8 protein-coding genes are annotated in these 17,832 nt (G+C 35.8%); 7 read left to right on the plus strand and 1 reads right to left on the minus strand.

The window, feature by feature from the left end; all coding sequences use genetic code 11:
* Positions 1-298 precede the first annotated feature (298 nt).
* From PT603_RS09550 to PT603_RS09580, 7 genes are all read left to right on the plus strand, one after another.
* Positions 299-3,352 (plus strand): SusC/RagA family TonB-linked outer membrane protein, encoded by a 3,054-nt coding sequence (locus tag PT603_RS09550; RefSeq protein WP_008237064.1) that lies wholly within the window; start codon positions 299-301, stop codon positions 3,350-3,352.
* 11 nt (positions 3,353-3,363) lie between these two features.
* A complete protein-coding gene (locus PT603_RS09555) occupies positions 3,364-5,190 on the plus strand; it encodes a RagB/SusD family nutrient uptake outer membrane protein (RefSeq protein WP_008237062.1) in 1,827 nt (608 codons plus the stop codon).
* A gap of 27 nt (positions 5,191-5,217) precedes the next feature.
* On the plus strand, positions 5,218-6,240 hold the full coding sequence (locus PT603_RS09560; protein ID WP_008237059.1) for a discoidin domain-containing protein: 1,023 nt from the start codon (positions 5,218-5,220) through the stop codon (positions 6,238-6,240).
* A 134-nt stretch (positions 6,241-6,374) separates the two neighbouring features.
* On the plus strand, positions 6,375-7,982 hold the full coding sequence (locus PT603_RS09565) for a discoidin domain-containing protein (RefSeq protein WP_008237058.1): 1,608 nt from the start codon (positions 6,375-6,377) through the stop codon (positions 7,980-7,982).
* 646 nt (positions 7,983-8,628) lie between these two features.
* Positions 8,629-11,688 carry a SusC/RagA family TonB-linked outer membrane protein gene (locus PT603_RS09570; RefSeq protein WP_008237057.1) on the plus strand — a complete coding sequence of 1,020 codons (3,060 nt, stop codon included), beginning with the start codon at positions 8,629-8,631 and terminating at the stop codon, positions 11,686-11,688.
* Positions 11,689-11,707: 19 nt separating this feature from the next.
* Complete coding sequence (locus PT603_RS09575) at positions 11,708-13,372, plus strand: RagB/SusD family nutrient uptake outer membrane protein (protein ID WP_008237056.1); 1,665 nt, start codon at positions 11,708-11,710, stop codon at positions 13,370-13,372.
* Between the two features lie 230 nt (positions 13,373-13,602).
* Positions 13,603-14,940, plus strand: a complete 1,338-nt coding sequence (locus tag PT603_RS09580; RefSeq protein ID WP_008237055.1) for a DUF3472 domain-containing protein — start codon at positions 13,603-13,605, stop codon at positions 14,938-14,940.
* Positions 14,941-15,001: 61 nt separating this feature from the next.
* Here PT603_RS09580 and PT603_RS09585 read toward each other — a convergent pair whose 3' ends face one another.
* Entirely contained in the window at positions 15,002-17,602 is a 2,601-nt protein-coding gene (locus PT603_RS09585) for an alkaline phosphatase D family protein (RefSeq protein ID WP_008237053.1), read from the minus strand.
* Positions 17,603-17,832: the final 230 nt, after the last annotated feature.

Consider the following 17,832-nt stretch of genomic DNA (forward strand, 5'->3'; position numbering starts at 1 on the left):
AACATTAAAATATTTCGAAATGTTTTTTTATACAAAAAAAGCACCTCTGCAGAATTTTTAAACATAATTAAGTCAACTTATTGATTTTCAATTATTTTTAATTTATTTTATATTACTACAATATCATACAAAACGAAATAATTCATAAACAAATTTTATATTTTATTTTGTTCTTTATTAAAAAATCCTATTTTAGCTAAACTTTTTAAGAATATTTTATTACGATTTCTTACTATTTAACATAAATATATTCTAAAAAGACATAACCAACACCAAATGTTTAATTAAAAACTTTTTTATGAAAAATTACCTACTGATTATTTTCAGTTTCTTTCTTTTTCAGCAAATTGCCGCTGGGCAAACCCACACTGTAAAAGGAACTGTTTCTGATGAGCAGACTGGCGAACTTATTCCTGGTGCGAATGTCCTTATTAAAGGAACTTCAAAAGGAGTTGCAACTGACTTCAATGGGATTTACAGTATCGCCGCCAATCCAAATGACATTTTAGTCATAAGCTACCTTGGCTACAAAACAATTGAAGTGCCTATTAATGGAAAAAACATTATTGATATTTCTCTGGCAATAGATGCTTCACAACTTGACGAGATAGTTGTAGTAGCCTTCGGTACTCAGAAAAAGCAAAGTGTAGTTGGAGCGCAAGCCACTGTCAAACCTGCGGAACTCAAAACTCCCGTTAGAGACTTAACAACAGCAATTGCGGGTCGACTTGCCGGTGTAGTGGCTACCCAAAGAGGTGGTGGCCCTGGAGCTGATGGGGCTAACCTCTTTATACGAGGTGTTTCTACTTTTGCATCAAGCCCTCAAGGACCATTATTGGTAGTAGACGGGGTGCCTGATAGAAGCATAAATAATATTGACCCTGAGGATGTTGAAAGCTTTACAGTACTTAAGGATGCAACAGCAACAGCCGTTTATGGTACTCGAGGAGCCAATGGTGTTATATTAATTACCACTAAAAATGGTAGAGCAGGCAAGCCGGTTGTCAATATTGAAATGAATTCTGCGGTCACTAAATTCACTGCCCTACCCAAATTTATAGATGGACCTACCTTTATGACCCTGTACAATGAAGGGCTGACCATGAGAGGTCAGAACCCGACATTTTCCCAAGAACGAATTAATCTATCCGCTACAGGTGTAGATCCAGACTTATATCCCAATGTTAATTGGTATGACGTTTTATTTCACGATTTAGGAACTAACAACCGATTAACGATTAACATTAGTGGAGGATCCGAAAAATCAACTTACTATATTTCAGCAGGTTATTTTGGAGAAACAGGCCTATTCAAAACTGGAAATGTTGAATCTTTCAATTCAGATTTAAAATTAGATCGCTTCAACTTTACTAGCAATGTAAATGTAAATGTAACTGAATCAACAAAACTAGATTTTGGAGTAAATGGCTACATTACAAACTATAACAGGCCATCAGCTGGGGTAGCAAATATTTTTAATCTAGCCACTTCAACTGCACCACATATCATCCCTGCACAATACAGTAATGGACAATGGCCTCAACTTCAAGGAACATTGGCCAGCCCATATATGTATCTAACTCAATCGGGAGTAACTAATGAAACTAATAATGTAATACGATCAAACCTTAGGGTAACTCAAGGATTAGACAAGCTAATTGATGGATTAAGTGCCACAGCAATGTTTGCGTTTGATGTGAATTCACTAAATGCCCTTACAAGAAGCCGCACACTTCCTACCTATTGGGCTACAGGCAGAGATGATGACGGAAATCTTATTACAGAAATATCAAGTACCGGTTCAGAAAACCTAAGCTTTGAATTAAACAGGTTTGGAGACAGACGATTTTATATTGAATCCGCATTAAACTATAAAAAAATATTTGGGAAACATGATGTTTCTGGATTGTTACTCTTTAACCAATCTGATTATCGAGATGCTTCTAGCCGGGTTGAAACTTATACGGCAGCTATACCATATAGACAGCGTAATGTTGTTGGCCGCGTCAATTATGGTTTTCAAGGCAGATATTTTGCAGAAGCTAACTTTTCATATTCAGGTTCAGACAATTTTGTACCTAGTGAGAGATATGGTTTCTTTCCCTCATTCGGAGCAGGATGGGTGATTTCACAAGAAGAATTTTTCAAACCACTTGAAGACATAGTATCTTTTTTTAAGGTAAGATATAGTTATGGCCATTCTGGAAATGCAAATATCACGGATCCAAACAACAGATTCTTATATCTGAGCACTATTGGAAATTCGGGAGAATACACTTTTGGAGCTCCAGGCTCCCAAAGAACCTATACCGGCTTTGGAGAAACTAGAATTGGTGGTAATGTGAGATGGGAAACTTCATATCGTCACAATTTAGGAGTTGAAATGAATTTCTTACGTGACAACTTGAAACTTATAGTTGAGTTATTCAAAGAAACAAGGGAGGATATACTTTTACGAGATTACACCATTCCTTATGTATCAGGATTCACAGTTGGGAACATACCTTTTAACAATGTTGGGGAAACTAAAAACAAGGGAATTGACATTACGTTAGATTACAATAAAGCCTGGACAGAAAAAAACTTCTTCCAACTTAGAGGAACTTTCAACTATAACAAAAATGAAGTGGTGAAGGATGGAAGTCCTGAGTGGAGATACCCATATCTAAACAGAACAGGACAACCAATAAGCCAAAGGTTTGGTTATATAGCTACCGGACTATTTGAAAGCGAAGAAGAAATAGAAAATGCAGCAATTCAATCTGGCGATGTCCGAGTAGGTGATATTCGATATAAAGACCTCAACGGGGATGGAATAATTAATAGCAACGACCAAACAGCTATTGGATATGGCAGTTTACCAAGAATAGTTTATGGAATTTCACTAGGTGGAGGATTTAAAGGGTTTGACGCAAGTTTATTCTTTCAAGGTGTAGCCCAAGTAGACTTTAACTACGCAGGAGGTTTTGGAACAACCCCATTCTCTCAGGGATCAAGTTATGGAAACATGTATTCTAATGTACTTAACAGATGGACTCCCAACAATCCAAATCCACGTCCTTTTTATCCTAGATTATCTACCAATCAAACAGAAACAACTAACTATTACACCAGCACATGGTGGATAAAACCCGCAGATTACATTAGACTTAAACAAGCGGAAATAGGCTACACTTTAAACGGAGAGGAATACAATATAAATTCTTTTAAAAAACTTCGAATATTCCTAAGCGGAACTAATCTTTTAACATTCTCTAAATGGGACTTTTGGGATCCCGAATTAGGAGATGGAAGAGGCGCAAGCTATCCAAATATTAGCACATACAACTTAGGTGTTAGAGTTACATTCTAAAAAAGACAACCATGAAAAGATCAATAAATAAATTAAAAAGATTATCGCTAGTAGTTCTTTTATCAACAAGCTTATCAAACTGTAATGATGATTTTTTTGATTCGCAGCCAGATAATCTACTTTCAAAAGAAAGTATTTTCAAAAATAGACAACAAACCGAGCGTTGGTGGGCAGGCCTATTCTCTAATATTCAGGACATCTGGAATTATCCATACGGATATCAATATGGATTAATGAGTGATGAAATGGATGCCAGCAATTGGACGAATCCTTCCATTAACTCAGGATCCATAAGCGCAGACAACTATTATTTCCCTTTTATAAACTACTATGAAAGGATACGTCTTTCAACCATTTTTATGGAGAATATAGATAAAAATGATGAAATTCTAGCCTTAAATAATGGTCCGGAAATCATTAGACAATACAAGGGAGAAGCGCAATTTCTAAGAGCTTATTATTATTGGATAATGATGAAACATCTCGGCCCTGTTGCCATTCAACCCCTACAGTCAGGAAGTCCTGATGATTCATACCAAATTCCAAGAAGTACGTGGAGTGAATGTGTTGAATTTGTTCTTGCAGAAATGGCAGAGGCCAAACAAAATTTACCTACAGACTACTATCAAGGAGGAACCGCTGATATTGACGGCACTCAAGTTGGAAGAATTAACAAAATAATAGTTGAAGCTGTAGAATCACAAATTTTACTTTATAATGCAAGCCCTTTATTCAATGGAAATACTGAGTTAGCTGATTTCAGAAACTTTGACGGAACTCAGTTAATTCCACAATCATACGATAGCAACAAATGGGCTATTGCCGCCAGTGCAGCAAAAGAAGCAATAGATATCGCTGAAGCAAATGGCAAAGCATTATACCATGATTCAAATTCTGACCCCTTTATTGCAGCCTATAATTCTGTTAAAAAACTGTATTGGGAGGGCTGGAACACAGAAGGCATTTGGTTAAGACCCTCATCCCAAAACTATAGCTGGGAAATACATTCAGCCCCACGTTCAACTCAAAATACGGGATATAATGGTCTTGGCGTTGTTCAACGTTTGGTAGATGACTTTAGAATGAATAATGGTGAATCAATTGAAGAGAGTACCACCTACACTGAAACTGGGTATGCTCCAAGTAATACACCTTATTATTCAGCTGGAACAAACAATATGTATGTTGGGCGAGAACCTCGTTTTTACGCATGGATTAATTTTAATGGAGCAACCCACCCTAGTATTCCTCGGGCTAATCAACCCTATGTTCAGTTTTTTAGCACTGGTAATTCCGGAAAGGTGGGAGCACCAAGAGATTGGCCTAAAACAGGATATACAGTTCGTAAAAATGTACACCCATCATTTAGGTCAGACCAAAATACATTTGGTCGTCCAGCGATGCTTATAAGGCTAGCCGAACTATATCTAAATTACGCCGAAGCACTAAACGAATCAAATCCGAGCCATTCAGATGTTTTATTATATCTAAACAAAGTAAGAACTAGAGCAGGACTTCCTGAACTAAGTCCAGGCTTAAGTCAAGAGGAAATGCGTGAGCAAATTAGACATGAAAGAAGAATTGAATTTTGCTTTGAAGCGGGTCATAGATTTTTTGATGTCAGAAGATGGAAGATAGCAGACAAGCTAGGATCAGATCAAGGTGGCGCATTTTACGGTATGAATATGAACGAAGGAACAGAATTATCAAGTGACGCATATCATACACGCGTATTAGCCTTCACTCGGGCTCAATGGCAAAGAAGATTTTATTTCTTCCCATATGGCCAGAATGAAATAGACAGAAACAAGGAACTTGTTCAATTCCCTGGGTACTAAGCATAATAACCATTTAAAACGTTAATCATGAATTCAAAAAGAATTATTTACATACTACAACTCCTTTTTATTTTAGGAGCCTATAGCTGTGAGGACGAAACCCCACCTTATGAACTGCTTACGGACTCAAAAGAAGGAACAAATATCTTCCTTGCTAAAGCGAATTCCGGCATTGAAAAACTAACAATTTTTCCTGCAGATGAAAATGAAAGAACAACAACCATTGGGTCTGGCTATGGGGGCCTGGGAATTCCCGCAAATGATATTGAAGTAACATTAAGTATTAACATTGAGGCACTGGATAGCATAAATAATGCAAGAATTTTGAATGGCAGTGAACCTTTTGAGTTATTCCCTGAAAACGCCTTTTCATTTGACAAAATGATTTTAACAATCAAAGCAGGAACTCTCTATTCCGACATTAGTACTCTGACTTATTATCCAGCTAATTTTGATCAAGAAAAAGCTTATTTGCTTCCAGTTTCAATCTCCAATGCCTCTGGATTCCCAATAAGTAAAACTGCTAAAACAATTGTATTTCAAGCTCCTAAAGGCCCTAAGTTAATAACCACACCTGTACCTCTAAATAAAAATGGGTGGCAAGTTATTGATTTCAGTTCTCAAGAAGATCTAGGTGAAGGATCTAATGGATTTGCCCGAAACGTAATTGACAATAATCCTGACAGCTATTGGCATTCATGCTGGTGGGCATGTGAATCCAATGAAACAACTGCTCACCCACATTGGCTCACTATCGATATGAATAACCTAAACACAATTGACGGCATAAGATTTCACCAAAGACAATCTAATAGTAGAGCCGTGAAAGAAATTGAAATTCTTCTAAGCGATGATAATTCAAGTTGGACAAGTATTGGAAACTATACTTTAGAGCAAAAAATAGCTCCACAAGATATATCATTTGACTCAAGTATGGAGGCTAGATACGTAAAGGTAATTGCCATTTCAGCTTGGGATGGTACTAATTTTGCTGCCATGGGAGAAATAAGCCCATATTCAGTTGAAGAAACCTATGTCTTTGAAGATTAATAACATAACAATATAGTGGGAATGATATCATTCCCACTATTCATTTACACATCCAGTAATAACGAGACTTGATTTATTAGTATTATTTGGTAGTACAAAGATCTGGGCAAAAAACTTTATTAATATTTAAACTCATGAAAAAACTACGCAATATTATTATCATCTTCTCAAGCACTATATTACTTAATTGTTGCACCACTAACCAAACAGGAGAAGTAGATGATGAAAAAGAAAATTCTGGAGGGGAGTCTACTCAACTCGAATATTCCTCTGAGTACCAACATAATCTAAATGTCATTTATTTTATTCCTTCTAATAGATCACCTAATCCAGATTACCATCTACGCCTAAGTAAAATTCTTCTAAACGGACAAAACTTTTTTAATAGTTGGATGAAGCACTGGGGATATGGAGATAGATCATTCGGTATACTTAAAAACCAAGACAAAAAACTTATTAAAATAATAAACATTTATGGAAAGTACCCAAATACGTATTACCCATATGAAGGAGGACATTCAAATATTAAAAAAGAAATAGATGCTTACTTTAGCGATAATCCTGAAGAAAGAACAAGCGAACACTATTTAGTCATTTCCGCAGTAAACACAATAGACCCTAATGAGGTTCAAAATTCTGATGTTCCATTTTACGGGATTGGAGGTCGTTGGGCATACGCTTTAGACTACCCAGGTATGAGCATTGAAAATCTAGGAGCATCTGGCACTACAGGTTTTGAAGCCACAAAATGGATTGGGGGACTACTTCACGAACTTGGCCATGGACTAAATTTACCACATTGTGGTGAGAAAGTTTCGGAAAAAAACAATCCATCATTCGGAACATCTTTAATGGGAGGAGGCAATTATACCTATGGAAAAACACCTACATTTCTTGAGCATTCAAGTTGTGCAATTTTAAATAATGGACAACTCTTTACTAAAACACCCAAAAGCTTTTACACACCGAACGCCACAGCAAAAATCCTAAATATAAATGCGGATTCGGATAACACAAATATAAATATATCAGGAACCTTTCAATCAAATATCCCTGTGACAGATATTACATTTTATAACCGTCCTGAAAATAACACTGGTGGATATACTGCTATGACTTGGGTAGGAAAGCCATCAAACAACAATACTTTCTCCATTGAAATGCCTTTAGACGAATTTAGAGAAAAGGGTAATCTAAATTATGAATTCAGTATAATACTACATCATGAAAACGGTATGAATACATGGTCAAGTTATGGCTATAAATTTGAAAACGATTTACCAATAATTAACTTCGGTGACCGAGATGAGTTCGACAAAAGCAATTGGCAAATAATCGATTTTAGTTCCGAAGAAATTTCCGGGGAAGGTAGCATTAATGGAAAAGCGATTAATTTAATTGATGGAGACATTGAAACTTATTGGCATTCACGTTGGACTAACAATCTAACTAATTACCCTCATCACTTTACCATAGACACCAATAACTCCCTACATGCTTCTGGATTTAGTATAGCACAGCGAAATGGAGCAAGAAAAATAAAAAATTTTAAAATTGAAATAAGTAATAACAATACCGATTGGGAGCCAATATACAACGGAACATTAGCAAATGTACCAGGTAAACAGTACATTAAACTCCCTGAAACCACCTCTTTTCGTTATTTTAAGTTTACCGCAAAATCATCATATGACCAATTAGAATTTGCAGCATTAGCAGAAATTGGCGTTTTCAAAGATTAAATCCAATCCTTCACTATTCAGTTATTCAATTTTAAAATTAATTAATTCCCTTCATAATCAATTATGAAAGCAACAAGGAGAAACCTTCAATGAAGCGGTTCTCCTTGTTGAATTATAAGTAGCCAATTATTCTAACTTATAAAAGCCTTTACAGGTTTCAATTACACACCCATTTTTAGGAATATTTAATGCTATTATTTATCTATTGTCTAAAGGACCAAGAGAGATGTCCATCATAAAGTACTTTACATAGGCCTTAACTTAAACCATTCTTCAGACCTCCCAAATTAAAAAAAGTCAAGACCTTATAATTTGAAAAAAATAATAATTCGAAACATAAAAATATTTCGAAATACTATTTTTGAAATACTACTTATTTCATAAAACAACCTTTAAACCACCAATAATCATATTACACCCTATCTTTCAAGGGTTTAAATAAAAGGCGATATTTAATACCTTTAGTTTGATTTTAAAAAAGCAACATTATGAAAATATTATATTTTCTTAAAATTTTGTTTTATTCAAAAAAAAACTATTTTAGCTAAAATTTTAAGAATATTTTATTTCGAATACTTTCTTATTTATATTAATAATTCTTAAAATTAGTATAGCATTAACCAAATGTTTAATTAAAAACTGTTTTATGAAAAATTACCTACTGATTATTTTCAGTTTCTTTCTTTTTCAGCAAGTAGCTACAGCACAAACACTTACTGTAAAAGGAATTGTTACCGATGAGCAAACTGGTGAACTAATACCAGGCGCCAATGTACTCATCAAAGGAACTTCAAAAGGAGTTGCTACAGATTTTGATGGAAATTATAGCATCTCCGCCAATCCCAAAGATATTTTAGTAATAAGTTATCTTGGGTACAAAACCATTGAAATACCAATTAATGGAAAAAGCACTATTAACATATTACTTTCAATTGACGCTTCACAGCTTGACGAGGTAATTGTAGTAGGTTATGGAACCCAAAAAAAAGAAAATCTTACAGGTGCAGTTAGCTCAATTAAAACAGCAGAGATTGAAGGAAAGTCAACCACTTCCTTAACCAATGCTTTGCAAGGTGTAGCGCCTGGTATTACAGTAATTTCTCGACCTGGAAATGTAGGTAATGACCTAGGGTCAATTAACGTAAGAGGACGCGGTAACCTAGGTGCCTCATCTCCTTTATACATAGTAGATGGTATACCTGTTAGTGCTGGTGACTTCCAAAGAATATCTCCTTCTGATGTTGAGAGTTTGAGCGTTTTAAAGGATGCTGCCGCTGCTGCCATTTACGGATCAAGGGCTGCATATGGAGTATTTATTGTTACAACCAAAAAAGGTAAAGAAGGAAAAGCAAATTATACTTACAACTCCTACTTCGGATGGCAATCTGCTACTTTCTTACCTAAAAAGACCAATTCTCTTGAATACGCCACATTACTTAACGAAGCAAACGTTAATGCGGGCAAAGCTCCTGTATATTCTAATGAAGAACTTGGAATAATCCGAGAAGGCAGCAACCCAGACCTATATCCTAATAACAATTGGTATGATATGGTATACAGGTCTTCCGCTCCAATGACAGAACATAACATTAGTGTTTCTGGTGGTGGTGACACCAGATATTATGTAAGCGGATCTTTATTTGACCAAGCTTCATTGATTCCTGGAACTTCACTTAGAAGATATAACATTAGAGCTAATACAGAGAGAGATTTTGGAGACAGCTTCACTTTAGGCACAAATATTTCATTCGTACAGGAAGATATTGAACGTCAAGGAAATTTTTCTGTGACAGATCTAGATCGAATGACACCCCTAACTGTTGGAAAACACTCAGATGGAACATGGGGAAGTATTACAGGTGGAAAAGTAAGTAGTGTACTAGCTGAAAACAATCCACTTCGAAAAATAGCCGAATATGGTTGGGAAAAAAGACAAAAAAGCACCTTGATTGGTTCAATAAACGCCACTTTAAAATTAACTTCAGATATCAGCGTAAAAGGTATTCTGTCTTATAAAACGTATAATGAAGAAAGAAACACTTTTGACAATGAAGTAGGGGCTGTAATTGACTATTTCACAAAAGAACCTATTAATTCTACAAGAAAAAGTCCTAACAGATTAGATGTTAGATGGGACAAGGATAATACCTTTATGGCTCAGGCATTTGCTACTTATGACAAATTAATAAACGAAAAACATGACATCAAGTTAATGATTGGTACTCAGTATGAGACCTCATCATACAAATACCTTGGTGCGTCTAGAAAAAACTTCCCTTCAAATAACCTAGGCGCTATAGATGGAGGTTCAAATAGTGCTGAAAACTTATCAAACGGAGGATTAATTGAAGAGCAAGCCTTTTTATCTCAGTTTGGTAGAGTAAATTATAATCTAAACAACAAGTACCTATTCGAAGCAAATATTAGATTTGACCAATCCTCTAAATTTAACAGCGACAATAGACTAGGCGTTTTCCCATCGTTCTCAGCAGCATGGAGACTATCACAGGAAGATTATTTCAACAATATTGAATGGTTATCTGACCTAAAACTAAGAGGTTCTTGGGGAGAGCTTGGATATGTAAACAATGTTGGCTTTTATGATTACTATGATGCATTGGGAACCGGGACTGCAACAATCACCGGAGGCAATCGTATTGATGGAGTTTGGCCCTATAGACAAGCTAATCCAAATTTAGGATGGGAAACTGTGACCATGACTAATATTGGAGTAGATGCAAGCTTTTTTCAAAACGCATTTAGTGTACAAGTAGATGCTTATAACAAAGTAACTAGTGACATTCTTTTAGAAGTTCCAATGCCTTTAGAACTTGGTCTAGCAGAAGGAAATAGTGATGTTATTATTTCACAAAATGCAGGTAAAATTACCAATAAAGGAATCGAAGCTATGCTATCTTATAGAGGTGAAATAAATGATTTTCGCTACACAATATCTGGTAATGTATCTAAAATATGGAATGAAATAACGGACTTAAAAGGAAATGACAATCAGATAAGCGGTAAATGGATCAACAAAGTAGGCGAATCCATTGGATCTTTCTATATGTATGAAGCAGATGGAATCTTCACAAGTCAAGAGGAGATAGATGCCCATGCAGTTCAATCTAACGCCACTAAACCAGGTGATATTAGATACAAAGACCTTAATGGAGACGGAGTAATTAATGGAAATGACCGCAAAATAATAGGCAATGATGTCCCTTACTTTACTTATGGCCTAAGTTTAAATGCATCTTATAAAGGGTTCGACTTAAACATTCAAGGTCAAGGAGTTGCAGATGTTAAGGTGTATTTAGATTCAGAAGCATCACAAGCCTTTTTCAATGGAGCAGGAGCTAAAAAGTACCATTTAGACAGATGGACAGCAGATAACCCTAGTGCAAATGCATCTTACCCAAGATTATTACCAAGTGGAGAAAATAAGCATAATCAAGTACTATCGTCATTTTGGCTATACAATGCTTCATATTTCAGGATAAAGAACCTTGCATTGGGTTATACTATTCCTGCCAACGTCACAGAAAAGTATGGAGTAGATAAGCTACGATTTTTCGTTTCAGGAACCAATTTGTTTACTTCAAGAAGTGATAAAAGGTTGGATGATTTCGACCCTGAATTCCCATCTTCTAGAGGAAGCTATCCTGTTATGAAGGTTATGTCACTAGGTCTAAATGTTAATTTCTAATAACTAAAGAATAATAGAAATGAAAATATCACACATATATAAATGTTTACCAATCGCACTTCTATCATTAGTAGGATGTAGTGACGATTTTCTTGATAGAGTACCCCAGGATGAGATTGCAAGCGAGACATTCTGGAAATCAGAAAAAGACACAGAATTAGCACTTAACGGATGTTATGGATTTGTAGGAGCCAGTGTTTACGATGCATACGTTGACGCCTATGCAGATAATTCATACGCTCAATACCCTTGGGAAAGCAATGCAACTATCGTTAGTTCAGGAGACATAAATTCAACAATGAATGATGGCTATAATTATGAAGGTATTAGAAGATTTAATTATTTCCTTGACAATGTTGATAAATCACCCACTCCAGAGGCACTAAAAAACCAATACAAAAGCGAAGTAAGAGTACTACGAGCTTGGAGTTACTATAATTTGTCTAAGAAATTCGGTGCTGTTCCACTAATCACAGGCTTTACATTAAACCCTTCTGATGTAATTATTCCACCAACACCTGAAACCCAGGTAATGCAGTTTGTTAAGGATGAATTAGAGGCTGCAATACCACATTTGGCAGATCAACCTCAATACAAAAGTCGCATAGGTAAAGCTGCCGCTAAGATCCTAAAAGCTAGAGTTCATCTATTTAACAAAGAATGGGATGAAGCCGCTTTACTGGCTCAAGAAGTAATGGGAATGGGATATCAATTATTTCAAGTTACCAATCTAACTACGGAAGATTTTATTGATGACTACTCCTCATTTATTGATTTTGTTGATGAAGAAGATAGAATAAACTTTTACAAAGGCCTAAGAAGTTATGAGACTTTATTCTGGGAAGTAAACGAAGGTAATTCTGAGGTGATTATGGAAGCAGAATATATACCTGAAAGTGACTGGGTCTATTCTAGTGGAATCAACACTCTTCATTTAGCTGACAATGCTGGAGGAGGATGGAGTTCAATTACACCAACTCAATCAATGGTTAATTCTTATTGGAATAGGAATGGCGAAAGTTTTACACCACCATCAGTTACTGATAGAGCATCTGCTTATAACAACGGAAACTACTCACCTGCTTATTTAAATGAATTTAAAAACAGAGATACTCGATTGTACGCCTCTATTCTATATCCAGGTGCATTATGGAATAGCCTTGAACCAGGTTATGTATTCTCTTGGAATAAAGGTGGAAGTAATATTTCAAAAACTGGATATAATTATCGCAAATTGGTAGACCCAAGTGAAAGCGCACAAAGTGGAAAATGGAAAGGTCCACAAAACTTCCCAATCATTAGATACGCAGAGGTTCTACTAATTTATGCCGAAGCTAAAAATGAAAACTCAGGACCCGACGCAACAATTTATGACGCGCTCGATCTAATTAGAAACCGTGTCGGAATGCCGGTGATTGATCGCAACCTTATAAACAATCAAGATCAATTAAGAGATTTAATTCGTAACGAACGAAGAATTGAATTAGCTGGTGAAGGATATAGATGGGATGACATCCGAAGATGGAATATTGAAGAACAAGTAATGACAGACATCTACAGTATAGATAATGACTTGACCCAGGAAAGAAGATGGGAACCTAAATTTTCTCGCTTTCCATATCCTCAGGTTGCTGTAGATAGAAATCCCAACCTAAAAGATGCACAGTCAGCTAAAGGTTATTAATTACATAAGAACAACGAAACTAAACTATGAGCAATGTTGTTCTTCAAATCAATAGTTTTACCCTCCTTAGGAGGAATATTAATCAAGTTAAAAACGAGGTCATACTCTCGTTTAAATCACTCACATTGATTTTATCTTGTTTGATATTATATTTAGAATTAGTTAAGCAGCAAACTTCGGGAAAGGTTAAACCATTCCCGAAGTTATTTTTTTAAAACATCCTTAAAATCATGAAAAAACTAAGACAGACCTTTCTTTCACTGCCATTTTCAATTATAATCCTATCTATTTTCACATCTTGTTCCTCAGGCACCAATGCACCTCTTGTCAAGGCTTCTATAACTTCAGATTTAGATATTATAATTTCCCCCGAAGGTAATAGCTGGACTATAAATGACCACACCCAAAACCCTAAATTAATTAACAGTAATGGAATCCAGAACTGGAAAGATCCAAACACCATTATAAGAACCTATGTTAAACTAAATGCAAGTGGCGAATTACATATAGGCCTAAATGCAAAATCACCTACAGGGAGTTCTAAAATAAAAATCACAGTAGGTGATAAATCTGTTGAATACACTCTAAAAGATACCGAGTACACAATTCTTCCCATAGACAAATTTCCAATAAACACCACTGGATATCATTATATAGAAATTCAGGGACTCTCGAAAGAAGGGGCTAACTTTGGTGATATAAAAGATCTTCGAATAGGAGGGTCGGCTACTAAATCAGGTGTTACTTTTGTGCAAGATGATTTTTATTGGGGACGTCGTGGTCCTTCTGTTCATCTCTCATATGAAACACCCGACAAAGACATACAGTGGTCATATAGTGAAATCACTGTTCCGGAAGGAGAAGACACCATAGGATCATACTATATGGCCAATGGTTTTGCTCAGGGATATTTTGGCATGCAAGTTAACTCTCCAACAGAAAGAAGAGTTCTATTCTCTGTATGGAGTCCTTACGAAACAGATAACCCTAACGAAATCCCGGAAGACTCAAGAATTATACTTCTTGGAAAAGGTCAAGGTGTAACGACAGGTTCATTTGGCAATGAGGGTTCTGGCGGACAAAGCTATAAAGTTTTCAATTGGAAGGCAGGAAACACCTATCGCTTTTTATTGAAAGGAGAACCTTCCGTTAACAACTCTACCGATTACACAGCTTATTTTTTTGCACCCGAGACCGAGAAATGGACTTTAATTGCGAGTTTCAGAAGGCCTCATACATTTACCTACTTAAAAAGATTGCACTCTTTCTTAGAAAATTTCAGCACAAACACAGGATTCATTGGAAGAAAAGCATTCTATGGAAACCAATGGGCTAGAGACAAAGAAGGTAACTGGTATGAACTTACCAATGCTAAATTTACAGCAGATGCTACTGCTAGAAAAGGTTCAAGATTAGATTATGCAGGAGGTTCTCAAGGAAACGTCTTTTACATGCAGAACTGCGGATTTTTTAGCAATAATACACCAATGGATTCGCAACACTCCCGTTCCGCTAATGGAACCCCTCCAACAATTGATTTTAACACACTAGAAATCCCAAGCCTATAAAATTATCGAAATAACATGGAGTTAAAAAAACCCTATTCAAATGCTTGAATAGGGTTTTTTATTAAAGTGAAACTACTATGACCTTACCTTGTTCTCTTGTAGCTCGTAAGCGACCAATTACTCTCTCATATCCAGTCTCAGGAATAGTGAGCACTATTTTATATTTACCTTCAGCAAAGACCTTAGGAGTAAAACTAAATTCTCTAAGCCTAATAGCATATTGTAGTTCATTTCCAGAATCAAAAACTTTTAAGACCGGAAGTAGAGATCCTTTAATTTGAATCTTAGGAAGCCAAGCCACTGCTTTCCTTCCATAATTTTCCTCTTGACTCACCGTAATAGGCCATCCTGGGTACTGACTATCTTTTTCTAAAGGATTATAAAACCTCCGGTAACAATCAGTTTTAATGGTCCTTTTTTCTTTATCAAAAGTCACAACTCCATAACCTAAAGCTCTATTATGAAGCACCTTTGGTTCCTTATGCATATTGTGAGGATTAGCTACAGCTAATACTGTAGCTTTATTCCCGAAACCATCTATATGCTGACCTACATATGCTGGGGAATCATACGAATGCTCATTAGGATCTCTTAAAGATGGCCAAAATCTTCTAGGCCAAATATTGTTAAGAGCTGGCCCTGCAAAAGCATATCCACTATCTTCATGAGTTTCAACACCATACTGAATAAAACTTCCTAAATGCTGATCTCCAGCTATATGAAACGCAAAACCCTTTCTTATTATACTTAAAGCTTTATCCCTCTTATTTGCAGGCCACCCGTTGGAATCCATATCAACCGTCGGAGCATCCCCTTTTATATATTCACCTAATTCAGGTATGTATAATCCCGGCACCACACCATCATCAACGGCATCAGAAGGTAACGTTGCAATAGTAGCAAAATTCGTTTGTGACAACACAACCTTCATTTGAGTATTATTTGACCAATCATGAACCCAATCTTCTAAAAAATCCTCCTGACGTTTCCCCAGCAATTCAGCTTCTAAATCCTTATATTTTTTAATATCAAATTCTTTATTCCGTATCCATCCATTATAAATCTCAGCCTCCTTTGGCAACACATGTTGAGGTGCTGATTTAAACTTCCGATCCTCCAAAATTGCAAAACTAACACCTGCGTAATTCCAATGTGTATAATACACTCTAATACCATTATCTACAGGTTTTGGATCATATGGATCAGGTAAATGGCTTGTTTGCGAATATTGAACCATATTAACCCATTCTGGAGGCATTTTATATCCGCCAGAATCTTGTGATTTGGCACCAAATCCGTTAGAATTATCTGCCAACTTTCCTCCCTCTCCCCATACATTTCCATGGTATACATCATGATCATCAGGAATTATTGCACAAGGTTTGTGTCTAAACAATTCCCTATATGACCATCCAAACATCATCCATTTATGTAAATAATCTAAACATAGCACATCAAAATCTCCCTCATATTGCGCTCCAAACCCACCTGTACCTTCATAAAATTGATCTCCTAAGAATAAAATCACATCAGGATCTAACTTTAAAACACTTTCATAAATATCTGAATCAGGAAATCCAAAATCGGCATTACAACTGAATACTGCGGTAGTTAGTTGCTTCTCGTCAATTGGTTCTTTTGCAATTGTTCCCTCATAGTAATATAAATGATTCCCTTCTAAAGTTGGTATTTTAAGGCACACCCTATAAGGAATATCATGCTCATGGTACCATTCTGTAATCTGAAAATTAACAGCTCTCCCTTGGTGAGTAAGGGTTTTTTCAGACACTACTTTCCACGTATTTTGTAGTTTAATTTCAAGAGAAACACTATGACCCACTATCATTTCAATTGGAGCAAGTTGTGCCGTTAGTTTTAACTTTCTTCTATGTAGTGTATATTGAGCAAAACAAATGGGTCCATATAAATTTTCCGAATTACTATATATACTATCAGACTCTATAATCCAATTATCAAATGATGCAATTGATTTAACCTGATCCTTTGTATGAACATCACATAACAATGCAAAATTCCCTTGCAAAACACTATTATCAACTTCAATTCCATTTTGTTGAATCCATACTTTCTGGGTCTGTTGATCAATCACTTTAACTGTTAATTCCTGTTTACCCTCCTCTTTGGGTTCACTACTTAGAATAAGCTCAATAGAATTAGGTAGTTTACTAATTGCATTTTCAAATAATGACTCGCCTATTTTAAGTTTTCCATCAGCCGTCAACCCAACATCCAAACCTTTTCCATAAACAGCAGCAGATCTGTAGTCATCAAATCGACCTTTAGCACCAATTCTTAAACCAACACAACCTTTTGTACTCGGAGGCATCCCAATCCATGGATTCGTAATACCAACCTTTACTATAAGTTTCGAGCTTCCGGATGGATTTTGAAGCGTTAATAAATGTAAAGTTCTGTTTTTCCCAGCTACTAAACATCTCAATTTCCCTTTCTCTATCACCCAATCCTGTAATCGATTTGCCCAATACTGAGGTCCTACCCACTTCATATCTGGCCACAAATGCCATTGGCTTGAAAATTTAACTCGTGATAATTCACCAAGCCCAAATGGATACCCATAGGTTGAAGCCATTGGCAGTATTGCTCCTAGGGCAACGGTTTTAATATAATCTCTTCTATTCATGACAATTTTAATTTTATTGTATTCGGTACTGTTAACCTTCTAATAAGTTAAAGTACATTATACTAAATAAATAAAAATAATATGAAACAAAAAAATATTCGTTATTTTTGTTTTAAATTTCAAATTCTTTTGAATCAAATTCAACAATTCAGATAATAATCATTACTTCTTCTATAGATTTCTTTGCTAAATGTATAGGAAGATATAGTGCATACCCAAACAAATTGATA

Source organism: Imtechella halotolerans (genome assembly GCF_028743515.2).
GTDB lineage: Bacteria > Bacteroidota > Bacteroidia > Flavobacteriales > Flavobacteriaceae > Imtechella > Imtechella halotolerans.

Coding starts and splice junctions, on each gene's coding strand:
- PT603_RS09550 (WP_008237064.1), top strand. CDS start 299: ATGAAAAATTACCTACTGATTATTTTCAGTTTCTTTCTTTTTCAGCAA.
- PT603_RS09555 (WP_008237062.1), top strand. CDS start 3,364: ATGAAAAGATCAATAAATAAATTAAAAAGATTATCGCTAGTAGTTCTT.
- PT603_RS09560 (WP_008237059.1), top strand. CDS start 5,218: ATGAATTCAAAAAGAATTATTTACATACTACAACTCCTTTTTATTTTA.
- PT603_RS09565 (WP_008237058.1), top strand. CDS start 6,375: ATGAAAAAACTACGCAATATTATTATCATCTTCTCAAGCACTATATTA.
- PT603_RS09570 (WP_008237057.1), top strand. CDS start 8,629: ATGAAAAATTACCTACTGATTATTTTCAGTTTCTTTCTTTTTCAGCAA.
- PT603_RS09575 (WP_008237056.1), top strand. CDS start 11,708: ATGAAAATATCACACATATATAAATGTTTACCAATCGCACTTCTATCA.
- PT603_RS09580 (WP_008237055.1), top strand. CDS start 13,603: ATGAAAAAACTAAGACAGACCTTTCTTTCACTGCCATTTTCAATTATA.
- PT603_RS09585 (WP_008237053.1), bottom strand. CDS start 17,602: ATGAATAGAAGAGATTATATTAAAACCGTTGCCCTAGGAGCAATACTG.